The organism is Teichococcus deserti, assembly GCF_001982615.1.
Lineage (GTDB): Bacteria > Pseudomonadota > Alphaproteobacteria > Acetobacterales > Acetobacteraceae > Pseudoroseomonas > Pseudoroseomonas deserti.
Map to the genome: position 1 here is coordinate 1 of NZ_MLCO01000052.1, position 16,170 is coordinate 16,170.

At 70.8% G+C, this 16,170-nt stretch carries 16 protein-coding genes; 11 read left to right on the forward strand and 5 right to left on the reverse strand.

Features of this window, described 5'->3' with window-relative positions:
* Positions 1 to 13: 13 nt before the first annotated feature.
* On the forward strand, positions 14 to 286 hold the full coding sequence (locus tag BKE38_RS06820) for a (2Fe-2S)-binding protein (RefSeq protein ID WP_083747345.1): 273 nt from the start codon (positions 14 to 16) through the stop codon (positions 284 to 286).
* A complete protein-coding gene (locus BKE38_RS06825; protein WP_076956608.1) occupies positions 283 to 1,668 on the forward strand; it encodes an NAD(P)/FAD-dependent oxidoreductase in 1,386 nt (461 codons plus the stop codon). Before BKE38_RS06820 ends, BKE38_RS06825 begins: the two co-directional genes overlap by 4 nt.
* Before the next feature lie 52 nt (positions 1,669 to 1,720).
* Here BKE38_RS06825 and BKE38_RS06830 read toward each other — a convergent pair whose 3' ends face one another.
* Together BKE38_RS06830 and BKE38_RS06835 are read right to left on the reverse strand one after the other, a co-directional pair.
* Entirely contained in the window at positions 1,721 to 2,488 is a 768-nt protein-coding gene (locus tag BKE38_RS06830; RefSeq protein ID WP_076956609.1) for an SDR family oxidoreductase, read from the reverse strand.
* 34 nt (positions 2,489 to 2,522) lie between these two features.
* Complete coding sequence (locus tag BKE38_RS06835) at positions 2,523 to 3,212, reverse strand: GntR family transcriptional regulator (RefSeq protein WP_076956610.1); 690 nt, start codon at positions 3,210 to 3,212, stop codon at positions 2,523 to 2,525.
* A 133-nt stretch (positions 3,213 to 3,345) separates the two neighbouring features.
* Between BKE38_RS06835 and BKE38_RS06840 the strand changes: the two genes are divergently transcribed.
* From BKE38_RS06840 to BKE38_RS06870, 7 genes are all read left to right on the forward strand, one after another.
* Positions 3,346 to 4,584: an ABC transporter substrate-binding protein gene (locus BKE38_RS06840; RefSeq protein WP_076956611.1), complete on the forward strand. Its 1,239-nt coding sequence runs from the start codon at positions 3,346 to 3,348 to the stop codon at positions 4,582 to 4,584.
* A 61-nt stretch (positions 4,585 to 4,645) separates the two neighbouring features.
* Entirely contained in the window at positions 4,646 to 5,521 is an 876-nt protein-coding gene (locus tag BKE38_RS06845; protein WP_076956612.1) for a branched-chain amino acid ABC transporter permease, read from the forward strand.
* Positions 5,522 to 5,533: 12 nt separating this feature from the next.
* A complete protein-coding gene (locus tag BKE38_RS06850) occupies positions 5,534 to 8,041 on the forward strand; it encodes a branched-chain amino acid ABC transporter ATP-binding protein/permease (protein ID WP_076956613.1) in 2,508 nt (835 codons plus the stop codon).
* Positions 8,038 to 8,961 carry a 3-hydroxyacyl-CoA dehydrogenase gene (locus BKE38_RS06855; protein WP_076956614.1) on the forward strand — a complete coding sequence of 308 codons (924 nt, stop codon included), beginning with the start codon at positions 8,038 to 8,040 and terminating at the stop codon, positions 8,959 to 8,961. The genes BKE38_RS06850 and BKE38_RS06855 overlap by 4 nt, the downstream gene beginning before the upstream one ends.
* A gap of 10 nt (positions 8,962 to 8,971) precedes the next feature.
* Entirely contained in the window at positions 8,972 to 9,898 is a 927-nt protein-coding gene (gene kce, locus BKE38_RS06860; protein WP_076956615.1) for a 3,5-dioxohexanoate:acetyl-CoA acetone transferase, read from the forward strand.
* Between the two features lie 94 nt (positions 9,899 to 9,992).
* A complete protein-coding gene (locus BKE38_RS06865) occupies positions 9,993 to 10,745 on the forward strand; it encodes a hypothetical protein (RefSeq protein ID WP_076956616.1) in 753 nt (250 codons plus the stop codon).
* A gap of 122 nt (positions 10,746 to 10,867) precedes the next feature.
* Entirely contained in the window at positions 10,868 to 12,955 is a 2,088-nt protein-coding gene (locus tag BKE38_RS06870) for a M10 family metallopeptidase (RefSeq protein WP_106409147.1), read from the forward strand.
* Between the two features lie 10 nt (positions 12,956 to 12,965).
* Here BKE38_RS06870 and BKE38_RS06875 read toward each other — a convergent pair whose 3' ends face one another.
* Positions 12,966 to 13,454 (reverse strand): GFA family protein, encoded by a 489-nt coding sequence (locus BKE38_RS06875; RefSeq protein ID WP_076956617.1) that lies wholly within the window; start codon positions 13,452 to 13,454, stop codon positions 12,966 to 12,968.
* Between the two features lie 131 nt (positions 13,455 to 13,585).
* On the opposite strand from BKE38_RS06875, the gene BKE38_RS06880 reads away from it, so the two are divergent.
* Positions 13,586 to 13,744 (forward strand): aa3-type cytochrome c oxidase subunit IV, encoded by a 159-nt coding sequence (locus BKE38_RS06880; RefSeq protein ID WP_076956618.1) that lies wholly within the window; start codon positions 13,586 to 13,588, stop codon positions 13,742 to 13,744.
* A gap of 110 nt (positions 13,745 to 13,854) precedes the next feature.
* On the opposite strand, the gene ndk is transcribed toward BKE38_RS06880, so the two are convergent.
* A complete protein-coding gene (gene ndk / locus BKE38_RS06885; protein WP_076956619.1) occupies positions 13,855 to 14,277 on the reverse strand; it encodes a nucleoside-diphosphate kinase in 423 nt (140 codons plus the stop codon).
* A 381-nt stretch (positions 14,278 to 14,658) separates the two neighbouring features.
* Here ndk and BKE38_RS06890 point away from each other — a divergent pair, with 381 nt between their 5' ends.
* Positions 14,659 to 15,687, forward strand: coding sequence for an AI-2E family transporter (locus BKE38_RS06890; protein WP_076956620.1), 1,029 nt, complete (start codon positions 14,659 to 14,661; stop codon positions 15,685 to 15,687).
* Positions 15,688 to 15,742: 55 nt separating this feature from the next.
* Here BKE38_RS06890 and BKE38_RS06895 read toward each other — a convergent pair whose 3' ends face one another.
* Positions 15,743 to 16,099 carry a TonB family protein gene (locus BKE38_RS06895; protein ID WP_076956621.1) on the reverse strand — a complete coding sequence of 119 codons (357 nt, stop codon included), beginning with the start codon at positions 16,097 to 16,099 and terminating at the stop codon, positions 15,743 to 15,745.
* Positions 16,100 to 16,170: the final 71 nt, after the last annotated feature.

Sequence of the window (16,170 nt, forward strand, 5' to 3'; positions counted from 1 at the left end):
CGGCGCCCCCACCGTGGACGTCCTGGTCGAGGGCCGCCCCACCGCCGTCCCCGAGGGCGCGACGGCCGCCGCCGCCCTGCTGCTGGCCGGCATGCCCGCCAACCGCACCACCCCGGTGACCGGCGCGCCGCGGCTGCCCTTCTGCATGATGGGGGTCTGCTTCGACTGCCTGGCGGTGATCGACGGCGTCGCCAACCGCCAGGCGTGCATGGTGGCCGTCCGCCCCGGCATGCGCATCGCCCGCCAGGACGGCGCCCGCCTGGCCTACCGGGACGACCAGGCATGAGCGCGCTGCCCTTCGACCTGGCGATCATCGGCGCGGGTCCCGCGGGGATGAGTGCTGCGCTGCAGGCCGCCGGCCTCGGCCTCGCCGTCACCGTGCTGGACGAGCAGCCCGCCCCCGGCGGCCAGATCTTCCGCAACGTCGAACGCGCGGCGGGCGATCCGGCGCTGCGCGGCGAATATGCCGAGGCGGGTGCCGCCCTGGTGCGCCGCTTCCGCGCCATGCCGAATGTCGACTACCGGCCGGAGACCACGCTCTGGCACGCCGACACCGAGACCGGCCTGCTGTCGGTGAAGACGCCCACCGGCCCCGGCGAGATCACCGCGCGCCGCCTGCTGCTGGCCACCGGCGCGCAGGAACGGCCGGTGCCGATCCCCGGCTGGACCCTGCCCGGGGTGATGGGCGCGGGTGCGGCGCAGATCCTGCTGAAGCAGGCCGGCGCGGTGCCGCAGGGCCGCACGGTCCTCGCCGGCCAGGGACCGCTGCTGTGGCTGCTGGCGGTGCAGCTGGCCCGCGCCGGCGCGCCGCCGGTGGCGCTGCTGGAGACGACGCGGCCCGGCTCGCTCCGCGCCGCCTGGTCGCGCGGCGGGCTCTGGGCCGGGCGCGCCGCCCTGGCCAAGGGGGCGGCGCTGATGCTGGAGGCCCGGAGCTCGGGCATGCGCATCATCCGCGACGTGCAGCAGCTGCGCGCCGAGGGCGAGGGCCGCGTCCAGCGCGTGCATTGGCAGGATGGCGGCGCCGTCGATGCCGACACGCTGCTGCTGCATGAAGGCGTCATCCCGGGCACGCACATCTCCCGCGCCATGGGGCTGGACCACGAATGGGACGGGGCGCAGCGCTGCTGGCGGCCCAGGCTGGACGCCTGGGGCGCCAGCAGCGATGCCTTCGTCGCCATCGCCGGCGATGGCGGCGGCATCGGCGGCTGGCAGGCGGCGGTGGCCTCCGGGGCGCTGGCCGCGCTGGATGCGGCGCATCGGCTGGGCCGGATCGACGCTGCCGCGCGCGATGCCCGGGCGGCCGATCCGCGCGCGGCGCTGAAGGCGGCCCTCGCCCTGCGGCCCTTCCTCGACCGGCTCTACCGCCCGTCCAACGCGGTGCTGGCGCCGCCCGACGACGCCACCGTCATCTGCCGCTGCGAGGAGGTCACCGCCGGCGAGGTGCGCCGCGCGGCCCGGATGGGCGCCACCGGCCCGAATCAGGCCAAGGCCTATCTGCGCAGCGGCATGGGTCCCTGCCAGGGCCGCTTCTGCGGCACCACCGTCGCCGCCCTGATCGCCGAGACCCGCGGCGTGCCCGTCGCCGAGGCCGGGGCGCTCCGCCCCCGCGCGCCCTACAAGCCGATCACCATCGGCGAGCTGGCCGATCTGCCGGAGGAGGCGGGCTGAGCCTCGGCGGACAGCCGGACCAGCCGGCCCGCGGGGCCGGCTGAGGCGGATATCACGACAGCATCCGGGTGTCGCCGTCCACGCTGATCGCCTGCCCCGAGATCGTCCGGCCGCGCGGCGAGCACAGAAAAAGGATCTGATCCGCCAGCTGCTGCGGCGTCACGTATTCCTTGATCGAGGTGAACGAAAACGCCTGACGCTCCATCTCGGCGAAGCCGATGCCGCGCTGCTGCGCCTTGGCTTCCAGCACGCGGCGCTGGCGGTCGCCGGCGACCAGGCCGGGCAGGATGGCGTTGACCCGGATGCCATCGTCGCCGAGCTCGATGGCCAGCGACTTGGTCAGCCCGATCACCCCCCATTTCGCCGCCGCATAGGGCGTGCGCAGCCCGAAGCCGTGCTTGCCCGCCGCCGAGGACAGGTTGACGATGCTCGCATTGGCCGAGCGCCGCAGATGCGGGATGGCCAGGCGGGCGCAGTTGAACTGGCTGGTCAGGCAGACCTCGACGCAGCGGTCCCAGTCCTCCGGGTTGATCTCCTCGAGGCGCCCGGTCGGCCCGGCGATGCCGGCATTGTTCACCAGCACGTCCAGCCCGCCGAGCTCCTCCAGCGCCGCCTCGAACAGCGCCGCCACCTGGGCGCGATCGGCGACATCGGCGCGGCGATGCCCGACGCCGAGCGGCAGCGTCGCCAGCCCCGCCGCATCGACGTCGCAGGTGAAGACCCGCGCCCCCTCGGCCAGGAAGGCCTCCACCACCGCGCGGCCGATGCCGTTGGCGCCGGCGGTGACCAGCACCCGGGCGCCCTGCAATCCCATGTCCATTCTTCGTTTCCTCCCCTAGACGACGACAGCGAAGCTAACCCGATGGCAGCCCGCCCTTGTCGATGATGAAGTCGGCGGCGCGGGTGATGTCCTCGGCGATGGCGGCGCGCGCGGCCTCGGCGTCGCGGGCGCGGATCGCGGCCAGCGCCGCGGCATGGCAGCGCAGCGCATGCCCCGCCGTCAGCCGGTCGCGCGAATGCCGCAGGTCCAGGTTGATCACCGGCCCGGCCTTCAGCCACAGCCCGCCGATCACGTCGACCAGCGTCGGCAGCCCCGCCGCGCCATAGATGGCGAAATGGAAGTCGCGGTTCAGCTGCACCGCATGGCCCAGATCGGCGGAGCGCTCGGCGCCGCGGATGGCGGCCTCGGCGCGGGCGATCCCGTCCAGCTGCGCCTCGCTGCGGGCGGTGGCGGCCAGGCTGGCGGCCCAGCCCTCGATCCCCGCGCGCACATCGGCCAGCTCGCGGAACTGGCGGCCGTCCATCACGGGGACGCGCACGGCGCGGTTCGGCGCCACCTCCAGCGCGCCGTCGGCGATCAGCCGGCTGACGGCTTCCCGCACCGGCATGACCGAGACGCCCAGCGCCTCCGACAGGTCCCGCAAGGACAGCTTCTCCCCCGGCGCCACACGGCCGGAGGCCAGGAGGTCGCGCAGATGGGCATAGGCCGACTCCGCCAGGGTGCGGCGTTCCAGCAGCGGCAGGGTGGCGATGGCGAGGGTCACGCATTCCCTCTGGACAATCCGGCAGGGATAGGCAAGCCTGACCGTGATCACAGATCACATTTTTCGGGGTGATCAAGGGATCGGCAAGCGGACCAAAAGAAACCCGCTGCCCGCATGAGGAGAGGACCCAAGGATGACCGAGCTTCCCCGCATCACGCGGCGGGGGGCGATGCTCAGCGCCGCCGCGCTGCTGGCCGCCCCCGCCATTTCCTACGCCCAGTCCGATGTCATCCGCATCGGCCACCTGACGCCGCGCACCGGCTTCCTCGGCCCCTTGGGCGAGTTCGCCGTGCAGGCCGCGCAGATGGCGTCCGACGAGATCAACGCCTCGGGCGGCATCAACGGCCGCAAGCTGGAGATGCTGTTCGAGGACAGCGTCAACCCGCAGACCGCCAGCGCCAAGGCCGAGCGCTATATCCAGCGCGACAAGGTCTCCTGCATCGTCGGCGAGATCAATTCGGCCTCGGCGCTGGCCATCGGCCAGGTGGTGCAGCGCGAGCGCGCGCTGTTCATCAACACCGGCGCCAATTCCGACGCGCTGCGCGGCAGCGACTGCCGCAAGTTCATGTTCCACATCGAGGGCCAGAACTCGATGTATGTGAAGGCGGTGGGCCGCGCCCTCGTCCAGCAGGGGCTGATCAAGGGCAAGAAGATCTATGCCCTGACCGCCGACTATGCCTTCGGCCATGACCTGCTGCGCGTGGCGAAGAAGTTCATCGGCGAGAACGGCGGCAACGTCACCAACGAGGACCTGATCCCGACCGAATTGACCGATTTCTCCCCGTTCCTGCTGAAGCTGCGACAGGCGCGGCCGGATGTGATCGTCGCCAACCTGGCCGGCGCGCAGATCACCAACTTCCTGAAGCAGTATTCCGAATTCGGCCTGCGCTTCCCGGTGGCCGGCTTCGGCTTCGACACGGCCCTCGCCTGGGGTGCCGGCGCGGGGAACTTCCTCGGCACCTGGCCGACCATGTGGCACCACCGCCTGGACAATCCGGGCGCGAAGAAATTCACCGCCGACTTCCGCGGCCGCTTCGGCCGGCCGCCGGAGAACCAGGCCTGGGGCGACTACAACGCGGTGAAGATCCTGGCCCGCGCCATGGCCGAGACCAAGGGCACCGACGGCCCGCGCATCGTCGAATACCTGGAGAGCGGCGCCAAGTTCGACGTGCAGAAGTCGCGCGAAGCCTATTTCCGCGCCCGCGACCACCAGATCATGACCGAGATGTACGCCATCTCCGCCCTGCCCGCCGCGGAGCAGAAGGACCGCTACGACCTCTTCACCTCCTCGGCCGCCCTGCCCGGGCCGGATGAGAGCCTGGAGGCCATCGCCTCCACCCCGGAAGAGGCCAGCTGCACCTTCCCGACCTGACAGAACGCGCCGGCGCGCGTCATCGCGCTGCCGGCGCCCTTCCCGGCGCAGGAGCCCCGCCTTGGAAATCGTCTTCCTTCTCGAGCAGGTGTTGAACGGCCTGCTGATCGGCGCCTATTACCTGCTGATCGCCCTCGGCCTGTCGCTGATCTTCAGCCTGGGCGGCATCGTCAACCTGGCGCATGGCGCCTTCTATGCCATCGGCGCCTATCTGACCGTGGCGCTGGCCCCGCATATCGGCTTCGGCGGCGCCTTCGTGGCGGCGCCCGTGCTGGTGGGCCTGCTCGGCCTGGTGATCGAGCGCTTCCTGCTGCGCCGCTTCTACCGCGCCGACCCGATCCTGTCGCTGCTGCTGACCTTCGGCCTGGCCATGGTCGCCGAGCAGTCCCTGCGCATGATCTTCGGCGCCCCGCCGCTGCCCTTCTCGATCCCGCCCGAGCTGCGCGGCCAGGTCTTCATCGGCGAGTTTATTTACTCTCGATATCGCCTGCTGATCCTGCTGGTCGCCGCCTTGTGCGTCGCGGGCCTTTGGCTGCTGCTGCAGCGGACGCATTTCGGCCGCGTGGTGCGCGCCGGCGTGCAGAACCCGGACATGGTCGGCGCCCTCGGCATCTCGCTGAAGCCCTATATGTCCGCGGTCGTGATGATCGCCGTGGGCCTGGCCGCGCTGGCCGGCGTCATGCTGGCCCCGGTCATCGGCGTGCATCCGGCGATGGGCGCCGAGATCCTGACCTTCGCCTTCGTCGTCGTCGTCATCGGCGGGCTCGGCTCCTTCTGGGGCGTCGTGGTCGCGGCGCTGATCGTCGGCGTGGTGCGCGGCATCGCGGCTTACGCCTTCCCGCCGGCGACCGAGGCCTCGGTCTATCTCCTCATGCTGCTGGTCCTGCTGCTGCGCCCGCGCGGGCTCTTCGGCGAACGCATCGCGAAGTTCGAGTGAGGCGCCCCATCCATGCTCCGTGACCTCCGCCCGCTGGCCATCGCCGCCGCGGCCCTGATCGCCCTGCCGCTGCTGCTGCCCTTCCTGGGCCTGACCATGAAGTCGGCAACCGATGTCGTCGTCTTCGCCATCGCCGTGATGGGACTGAACATCCTGGTCGGCCATACCGGCCTGGTCTCCTTCGGCCATGGCGCCTGGTTCGGCATCGGCGCCTATGCCGCCGGCATCCTGCAACGCCATTTCTTCCCCGGCGACATGATCCTGCCGGCCATCCTCGGCCTCGCCATGGTGCTGGCCCTGGCGACGCTCGCCGGGTTGCTGATCCTGCGCCGCTCCGGCGTCTATTTTTCCCTGCTGACCCTCGCCTTGACCGCAATGCTGTTCACCACGGCCTTCCGCTGGACGGCGCTGACCGGCGGCGAGGACGGCTTCGGCGGCATCGCCCGCTACGCCTTCCTGGAAGATGCCGGCACCTATTACGGCGTCGTCGCCGTCATCGCCATGCTGGTGGTCCTCGGCCTCTGGCGCTTCCACCACGCCCCGGCCGGCACCGTGCTGGTCGCCATCCGCGAGAACGAGCAGCGCGCCCGCTTCGTCGGCTACAGCACCAACCACTACAAGCTGCTGGCCTTCGTGCTCTCCGCCGGCGTCACCGCGCTGGCCGGCATGCTCTCGGCCTACAACCACCGCTTCGCCTCGGCCGAGCCGATCGCCATCGCCTTCTCCGGCGAGCTGCTGGCCATGGTCGTCATCGGCGGCATGCGCAGCTTCCTGGGCCCGGCCCTCGGCGCGCTCTTCTACATCCTGTTCCGCGAATTTCTGTCCATCTACACGGCCAACTGGCTGCTGGTCTTCGGCCTGCTCTTCGTCGGCTTCATCGTCTTCTCGCCGGACGGCCTGGTCGGCGTCGGCAAGCGGCTGATCGCGCCCTTCCTGAAGAAGACCGTGGAAGACGCGGCCATGTCGGCCCGCCGCACCGCGACGCCGGAACCCGTGCCGCCGCGCTTCATCCGGCCGGGCACCGCCCAGGGCGCCGTGCTGGAAGCGCAGGATCTGAAGAAGGCGTTCGGCAGAATCCAGGCGGTGCGCGGCGCCAGCTTCGCCGTCGGCGACCGGCAGCTGCATGCGCTGATCGGCCCGAACGGCGCCGGCAAGACCAGCGCCTTCAACCTGCTCTCCGGCATGTTCCCGCCGGACAGCGGCAAGGTCATGCTGGACGGGCGCGACGCCACGGGGCTTTCCCCGCAAGCCATCACCCGCGCCGGCATCGGCCGTTCCTTCCAGATCACCAACCTCTTCCCCGGCCTGTCCATCGCCGAGAACCTGCGCCTCGCCATCCAGGCGCGGCACCCGAAGCGCTTCGGCCTGTGGCGCAACGCCGCCGATTACGACGACATGGCGGAAGACACTGGCGTGCTGCTGCGCTGGATGGGCCTGGCCGGCATCGAGAAGGCCGAGGCCGGCGCGCTGTCCTATGGCGGCCAGCGCCTGGTCGACATGGCCGTCGCCGTCGCCACCCGCCCGCGCATCCTTCTGCTCGACGAGCCGCTCGCCGGCCTGGCGACGGCGGAACGCGCGCGGGTGGGCGAGCTGATCAAGCGCGTCTCCACCGACATCCCCGTGCTGCTGGTGGAGCACGACATCGACCGCGTCTTCGCGCTCGCCGACCGCGTCACCGTGATGAATGACGGCGAGGTGCTGGTCGATGGCAGCGTCGAAGACGCCCGCGGCGATGCCCGCGTCCAGGCGATCTATCTGGGCAGCGGCACCGCCGCCATCGCCGCCAAGCCGCGCGCCTCGGCCGCGGTGGAGGCGACGCTGCTGCAGGCGGAAGGCATCAACACCTTCTACGGCAAGAGCCACATCCTGCAGGGCGTCTCCTTCGACCTGAAGCAGAACGAGATCCTCGCGCTGCTTGGGCGGAACGGGGCGGGCAAGTCGACGCTGCTGAAAAGCATCATCGGCATCACCCGCCCCGCCAGCGGCAGCCTGACGCTGGCCGGGCGCGACATCGCCGGGCTCGGCGCCGACCGCATCGCCCGCCTCGGCGTCAGCTTCGTGCCCCAAGGGCGCGGGCTGTTCGCCGGCATGTCGGTGGCGGAGAACCTGACGCTGGGCCGGCTCAAGCGCCTGACCGGCGAGGGCGACCACTGGCCCGAGGAAAAGGTGCTGGAGGTCTTCCCGCGCCTGAAGCAGCGCTGGCGCACCCCCGCCGACGCGCTGTCAGGCGGCGAGCAGCAGATGGTCGCCGTCGCCCGCGCCCTGTCCGGCGACACCCGCCTGCTGCTGCTGGACGAGCCTTTCGAGGGCCTGTCGCCCGCCGTCACCGAAGAGCTCTTCGAGGCCTTCGACCGGCTGCGGCAGGAGCTGTCCATCATCATCGTCGACCACAATCTGGATCTCGCGCTGGCGCTGTCGGACAGCACCGTGGCGCTGGAGCGCGGCGCCGTGACCTGGCGTGGCGCCTCCAGCCTGCTGCGCGACGATCCCGAGCTGCGCAGGAAGGTTCTGTGGCTGTGAGCCAACACGTCGCCATCATCGGCAGCGGCCTGATCGGCCGCGCCTGGGCCATGATCTTTTCCCGCGCCGGTTGGCAGGTGGCCTTGCACGACACGGCGCCGGGCGTGGCCGAGGCCGCGATCGGGCTTTGCGCCGAGGGGTTGAAGGACCTCGCGGCCCAGGGGCTCTGCGACGACCCGGTGGCCGCGGCGTCGCGCATCCGCGCGGCGTCGAGCCTGGCCGACGCCGTGTCCAAGGCCGACCTGGTGCAGGAGAACGGCCCGGAGAAGCTGGAGATCAAGCAGGCCCTCTTCGCCGAGCTCGACCGCCTGGCGCCGCCGGACTGCATCCTGGCGTCGTCTTCCTCGGCGATCCGCACCTCGCTCTTCACCGAGGCCCTGCCCGGCCGCCACCGCTGCCTGGTGGCGCATCCGGTCAACCCGCCGCATCTGATCCCGCTGGTCGAGCTCTCCGGCGCCGACTGGACCTCCGCCGAAGTGATCGCGCGGGCCCGGGCGATCTATGCCAGCATCGGCCAGGTGCCGATCGCGGTGCTGAAGGAGATCGAGGGTTTTGTCCTGAATCGCCTGCAAGGCGCGCTGCTGGCCGAAGCCTTCCGCCTGGTGTCGGAGGGCTATGTCACGCCGCAGGACCTGGACCACACGGTGAAGGACGGGCTCGGCCTGCGCTGGTCCTTCATGGGGCCCTTCGAGACGATCGAGCTCAACGCGCCCGGCGGCATCGCCGATTACTGCGCGCGCTACACGGGGTTCTACAAGCGGCTCGCCGCTGATCCGGCCTCGCCGGAGGTCTATGGCGAGGCCGCGACAGGAAGAATCCTGTCGCAATGGGGACCGGCTGAAGGTCTTCCGGAAAAGATGCGGGCCCGCGACCGCCGCCTGGCGGCGCTGCGCGCCCACAAGCAGTCACAGAAAAGCTGAGGGAAACGACATGGCCAAACGCAAGGTCATCATCACCTGCGCCGTGACGGGCGCCATCCACACGCCGAGCATGTCGCCCGCCCTGCCGGTGACCGCCGAGCAGATCGCCGATGCCGCCATCGGCGCCGCCGAGGCCGGGGCCGCCATCGTCCACCTCCACGCCCGCAACCCGGTCGACGGCCGCCCCGACCAGACGCCCGAAGGGTTTTCTCCCTTCCTGCAGGTGATCAAGCAGCGCAGCGACTGCGTGGTGAACATCACCACCGGCGGCGCGCCGACCATGACCATCGAGGAGCGCGTCCGCCCCGCCGCCACCCACAAGCCCGAAGTCGCCAGCCTGAACATGGGCAGCATGAACTTCGGCCTGTTCGGCATGCTGAACCGCTTCAAGGACTTCAAGCACCAGTGGGAGAAGGACTACCTATCCGACAAGGGCATCATCTTCCGCAACAGCTTTGCCGACATCGAATACATCCTGACGACCTGCGCCGAGAACGGCACCCGCTTCGAGTTCGAGTGCTATGACACCTCGCACCTCTACAACCTGAAGTATTTCTACGACCAGGGCATCGTGAAGGGGCCGCTCTTCGTCCAGACGGTCTTCGGCCTGCAGGGCGGCATCGGCGCCCATCCGGAAGACGTCCTGCACATGAAGCGCACCGCCGACCGGCTGTTCGGCGACAACTACCGCTGGTCGGTGCTGGGCGCCGGGCGCAACCAGCTGCCGATCGCGGCCATGTCGGCGGCCATGGGCGGCAATATCCGCGTGGGCCTGGAAGACAGCCTCTGGGCCGGGCCGGGCAAGTTCGCCGAATCCAACGCCCAGCAGGTGACGCTCGCCCGCCAGATCATCGAAGGGCTGGGGCTGGAAGTGGCCACGCCGGACGAGGCGCGGGAAATCCTGGAGCTCAAGGGGGCGGACAAGGTCGGGTTCTGATCGGCAGCGAAGCCGGGGGAATGAATTCCCCCGGAACCCCCTTCTTTTCTTTCTGTTCCTTGGCCCCGGCCAGGGCAGCGCTTAGGCTGCCCGCATGGCTGGCCTCGATTTCAAGCTGCTCTTCCTCGGCATCCTCGCGATCAGCCTCGGCACCACCCTGTGGCGGGCCTGGACCACCTGGCAGGCGGCGGGGCAGCTGCGCCAGCCGCCCCCCGGCAGCGTGCTGGTCGAGGGCACCACGGCGCCGCTCGGGGCGCTGCGGCCGGCGACGCTCTCCGGCAATTCCTGCCTGTGGGAGGCCTGGTCGGTCGAGGCTTGGCGCGCCGGCAGCAGCATGCCGAACGGCCGCCGCGGCCGCTGGGAAGTGGTCGAATCCGGCGCCAGCCGCGACCCCTTCCTGCTGGCGACGCCGCAGGGCCACCGCATCCTGGTCTGCCCCGACCCGGTCGACACCCGCATGCTGCGTGCCCGGGCCTGGACCGGCGCCGCGCTCCGCCCGGATGGCGAGCCCGGCCTGCTGGCCGAGCTGACCGGCGGGCTGCTCGGCCGCCGCTACCGCTATGCCGAGCGGCTGGTGCTGCCCTCCCAGCCGCTTTTCGCCCTCGGCATCCCGGCCCCGGCCGAGCCGGGCGATCCCCCGGGCCTCGACGGCCGGCTGCTGCCCGGCGCCGGCGGGCTGCTGCTCGGCCAGGAACCGCCCGCCGAGGCCGCCGCCCGGGCGAAGCGCGGCGTCCTCCGCAGCCTGGCCATGGCGCTGGTGGCGCAGCTTTTCGGCCTGGCCGTGGTGCTGGCGCTGGTGCTGGGCGGGCCCTGGGTGCTGTTCTCGGCCGGGGTCTTCGGCCGCTGAGCCAAGCCCCTGTGGCGCCGCCGCCACGCCGGCCAGGCTTCCAGCGCATTGCGATTTTTCCACCTCGCGGCATCGCCGGCGAGACAGTAACCATGCCGTAACATCCTCCACGGCACCGCCTCATGACCGACATCTCCGACCTCGCCCTCCTCTCCGCCGAGAGCGATCCCGCCGCATCCGCCTTCATGGCCGGCACCGTCTCCCGCACCGGCCAGGCCGATATCGACGCGCTGATCTACGGCACGCGCTGGCTGGGGGTGACGACCTACAGCTTCGCCCGCAGCGCCGGCGAATACGGCAGCTTCGGCCCCTGGGAGGCGAATGGCTTCTCGCAGGTCACGCGGATGCAGAAGGAGGCGGTGCGGGCCATCCTGACCGATGAGGGCGTCTTGTCGCCGGTGCTCGGCGCCATGTCGGTCAAGGCGCTGACCGGGCTCGACATCCAGCACCGCGAGAGCGGCGGCGATCTGCGCTTCGGCCAGAGCAGCCTGGTCTCCACCGCCCTGGGCTACTATCCGGGGAACTCGTCGACGGCCGGCGACGTGTTCTTCAGCAGCGGCGGCAATCCCTGGGATGCCGATGTCTCCCGGCCGGCGGTCGGCAACTACGCCTATCACGCGACGATGCACGAGATCGGCCACGCGCTGGGGCTGAAGCACCCGCATGAGGACGGCGCCAAGCTGTCCAGCGATCGCGACAGCATCGAATACACGGTGATGAGCTACCGCAGCTATGTCGGCTCCGCCCGCGATACCTACCGCTACGGCGAATGGGACGCGCCGCAGACCTATATGACGCTCGACATCGCGGCGCTGCAGGCGCTCTACGGCGCCGATTACGGCACCCGCGCCGGCGCCACCCGTTACAGCTGGGATCCCTCGACCGGGACCATGTTCATCGACGGCATCGCCCAGGGCCAGCCGGGCGCCAACCGCGTCTTCCTCACCGTCTGGGATGGTGGCGGGCGCGACACCTACGACTTCTCCAACTACGCCAATGACCTCTACGTCGATCTCGCCCCTGGCGCCTCTTCGGTGATCAGCAGCGCGCAGCTCGCCCAGCTCGGCGATGGCCACACCGCCCGCGGCAACGTCTTCAACGCCCTGCTGCACCAGGGCGACGCCCGCTCGCTGATCGAGGATGCGATCGGCGGCGCCGGCCGCGACAGCATCGCCGGCAACCAGGCGAACAACACCCTCTGGGGCGGCGCCGGCGACGACGTGCTGGAGGGGCGCGAGGGCAACGACGTGCTGGTCGGCGGCGACGGCTTCGACACCGCCGCGCTGCGCGGCCGGCTGCTGGCGCCGGGCTATGACAACTGGCTGCAGAGCCGGGTCACCGCCTGGGACGCCGAGGGCGTCACCGTCACCACCTATCGCGTCACCCAGGCCAACCCGGCCGGCGAGGCGGTGGACAGCGACCGGCTGATCGGGGTCGAGACGCTGCGCTATGGCGACGGCGCCATCGTGCTGGACGCCACCGCCCTGCTCGACCCCTTCGACTATGCGCGCGCCAATGCCGACGTGTTCCGCGCCGGCGCCAATGCGCATGCCCATTACGACGCCTATGGCTGGCGCGAGGGCCGCGACCCCTCGGCGCATTTCAGCACCAAGGCCTATCTTTCCGCCCATGCCGACGTGCGGGCGGCGGGGGTCAACCCGCTCGACCACTACAACCAGGCCGGCTGGCGCGAGGGGCGCGACCCCCGGGCCGATTTCGACCTGCGGCTCTACGGGATCTACAACCCCGACGTCGCCGCGGCCGGCATCGACCCGCTGCTGCATTACGTCCAGCATGGCCAGGCCGAGGGGCGCCGCAGCGCGGCCGCCATCGGCGACGACATCCGCGCCGGCTTCGATGCCACCCACTACCTGCTGGCCAATCCGGATGTCGGCATGGCCGGGCTGCAGGCCGGGGCGCATTATTACACGCTTGGCTGGCGCGAGGGCCGCGATCCGAACGCCTGGTTCGACACCAGCGGCTACCTCGCCGCCTATGCCGATGTGCGGCAGGCGGGGATCGACCCGCTGGCGCATTACATGAACTATGGCTGGCGCGAAGGGCGCGACCCCTCGGCCGGCTTCGACACCAGCGGCTATCTGGAGGCCTATCGCGACATCGCCGCGGCCGGGATCAACCCGCTGCAGCATTTCCTGACCACCGGCATCTACGAGGGGCGGCAGCCCTTCGGCGACGGCGCCTTCGGCTGAGGCGGGGCCGCTAATCCACCCAGAGCCCGCGCGAGCGGTGCCAGTCCTCGATCGATTCGAGGGGGTATTCGTCGAAGACGGCATCGCCCTCGGCGATCTGCGGCACCACCCAGGCGGGCTTGTAGAGCAGCATCAGGTGGGTCGAGCTCGGCGGCAGCGGCAGCGGCGTGTCGATCGCCGAGGCGAAGGGGTGGATCAGGTCGGGCCAGCTCGGATCGGCCAGCCACAGCGCGCTGGCGCAGGCCGGGCAGAAATGCCGCTGGCCGCTGCTGGTCTCGCAGGACCCGTCATCGGCGCGCAGCGTCGCGCGGTAGATGGCGGGGCGCCCGGTCACCGCCAGGCTGGCGGCGGTGCCCATGATGTTGATGGCATAGCCGCCGCCGCCCGCCGTCTTGCGGCAGATGCTGCAATAGCAGCGCTGGTAGGGATGCGGCGTGTGGCTGTCGAAGGTGAAGCGGACGCCGCCGCAGCGGCAGGAGCCTTCGAGCGCGATCGGCATGGCCGGTCCTCCGGATGACACTCCGGCGCAACCCGGCCGCGGCCTTGCGGTTGCGCCGCCAAACCTATTGCCCGCCGCCGCCCCGCTGCCTATTGCTGGGGCGGAAAGGCTTCGCGGAGAGAGGGAACCCCATGGCCGAGGCGTCGCACCAGATCGACTACGTGGAAGTGAAGGCGGACGACATCATCGCCGAGCGCACCCATGGCTGGGAGGTCTTCACCAAGGCCACCACCTGGGGCATCGGCGCCACCATCCTGCTGCTCGTCTTCCTCTACCTGTTCGCCGGCTGAGGGCAGCAGCCCGCCGGAAACGGGAAAGGCGGCGCCGGGGGTGAGCCCGGGCGCCGCCTTTTGTTCGCGCGTCCCGCCGGGCCCGCCAGCGGCGGGCCCAGCGTCGGAAATCAACCGACGATCTCGGTGCCGGCGAAGAAGAAGGACACCTCGCGGGCGGCGGCCTCGGTGCCGTCCGAGCCGTGCACGGAGTTCGCCTCGATGCTCTCGGCGAATTCCTTGCGGATGGTGCCTTCGGCGGCGTTCGCCGGGTTGGTGGCGCCCATGATCTCGCGGTTCTTGGCGATCGCGCCCTCGCCCTCGAGGACCTGCACCACCACCGGGCCGCTGGTCATGAAGGAGACCAGGTCGCCGTAGAAGGGGCGCGCCTTGTGCTCGGCATAGAAGGCGCCGGCCTGGGCGTCGGACAGCTGGACGCGCTTCTGCGCGACGATGCGCAGGCCGGCTTCCTCGAACTTGGCGTTGATCTTGCCGGTCAGGTTGCGGCGGGTCGCATCGGGCTTGATGATCGACAGGGTGCGCTCGACGGCCATGGGCTTCTTCCTTCGCAGGAGGGACAGGGATATTGCCGCCGCCGGATAGGCGGGGTTGCCGGATGGCGCAAGGGCCTTGGGGACCCTTTGCCCCTGCCCCGGCCCGAATCCGCGCTATGCCCCGCGGATTTGCGCGCTTTGTCACGCCATCGTCGCGCAGGCCGGGCCGCCCTGGAGCGGGAGCTTAACTTTTCAGCGCAACCTTCGCCATGCTGCGCCGTTGCCCCGCTATCGCGCCGCAGAAGCGGCGCGGCAAGGTCGGCGGCAGAACGGCGCCGAACCCCCATGGCGGTTGCAGCACGGAACGCGTCGGGGGTCTGGGGGAGATGCTCCTCCAGCCTTCGCCTTTCGTGCGCGCTGGGCTGTCGGGGGAGGTCGCGCATGTCGCGCCGGGGCGTTTCGCTGATCGTGCTGTCCGTGGTGCTGGGGCTGCTGCTCTGGCTGCTGCCGGAAGTCCCGCTGCTGGTCTTCGCCGCCACCCTGCTGGGCGTCTTCCTGTTCTCGGGCAGCATGCTGCTGCGCCGGGTGCTGCCGGTTTCCAACGGCGCCGGCGTCGGGCTGTTCATCCTGGCGCTGCTGCTGCTGAGCGCCGCCATGGGCATGCTGGCCGCCCGCCCGATCGCCGACCAGCTGAACGAGCTGTGGCAGCAGGTGCCCGCCGCCGCCGCCAGCCTGTCCGAGCAGCTGTCGCGCTACCGCTGGGGCCAGGAGCTGCTGTCCCGCCTGCAATCCGGCAATATTTCTTTGCCCGCCGGTGGCGGGACCACCGCCTTCACCGCGCTGAACAGCACGCTGGGCGCGCTGGCCAACCTGGTGCTGGTGGTCTTCCTGGGGCTGTATTTCGCGCTCGACCCCACCCTCTACCGCCGCGGCATCGAGGCGCTGCTGGCGCCCTCGCTGCGCCCCCGCGCCCGCGCCATCGCCGAGGAGGCGGCGGCGACGCTGCGCGGCTGGCTGGGCGCCCAGCTGATCTGCATGGCGGTGGTGGGCAGCCTGACCGGCCTCGGCCTCTGGCTGGTCGGCGTGCCGCTGGCCCCTGTCCTCGGGCTGATCGCCGCCCTGCTGGCCTTCATCCCGACGGTGGGGCCGGTGCTCTCGGCGGTGCCCGGCGTGCTGCTGGGCCTGGCCCAGGGGCCGCAGGAGGCGCTGGCGGTGGTCGGCGTGTATCTTGCCGTGCAGTCGGTCGAGAGCTACCTGGTCACCCCCTATGTCCAGCGCCGCAATGTCGACCTGCCGGAGGCGGTGACCATCGTCGCGTTGCTCGCCTTCGGCCTGGTCTATGGCTTCCTGGGCATGCTGCTGGCGACGCCGATGGCCGCGGTGCTGCTGATGCTGGTAAAGCGGATCTATGTGGAAGGCTATCTGGAGGCGGAGCCGGAGGGGCAGAAGGGGGTGATTTTGAGGGGATGAGAAGCCTCAGCAATCTAGGAACTCACATCTTGGATTCCCATCAGCCAGGCACCCGTCACCGCGTGATCAAATGATAATGCAGGGTAAACCGCATCGTCGTCGTCTCCCCCGGCATGTCCCAGGTGAAGGCCGGCCCCACCTGGTCCCGGAACAGCGAGATCGATGCCGCATCCAGCCAGCGCGATCCTGACCGGCTGGAGATGCGGGCCGACAGAATGCGGCCGTCGCGCGCGATCTCCATGTCCACCACCGTCGTCCCGTCTTCCCCCGCCATCGCGGCCTGCGGCGGGAAGAAGGCGCGGTTCCGCACCCAGGACTGGAAGGCCCGGCCCCAGCCCTGCCCCGGCGTCGCCCCGCCCAGATGCGTCAGCCACCCCGTGGCGCCCCCCGGCGCCCGCGCCCCGCCCGGCACGACCGGCGCCGCGGGGCCCCCCGGGACCGCTCACGCCTCCAGGCGGGGGCGCGCCGGGGCCCGCCCCCTAT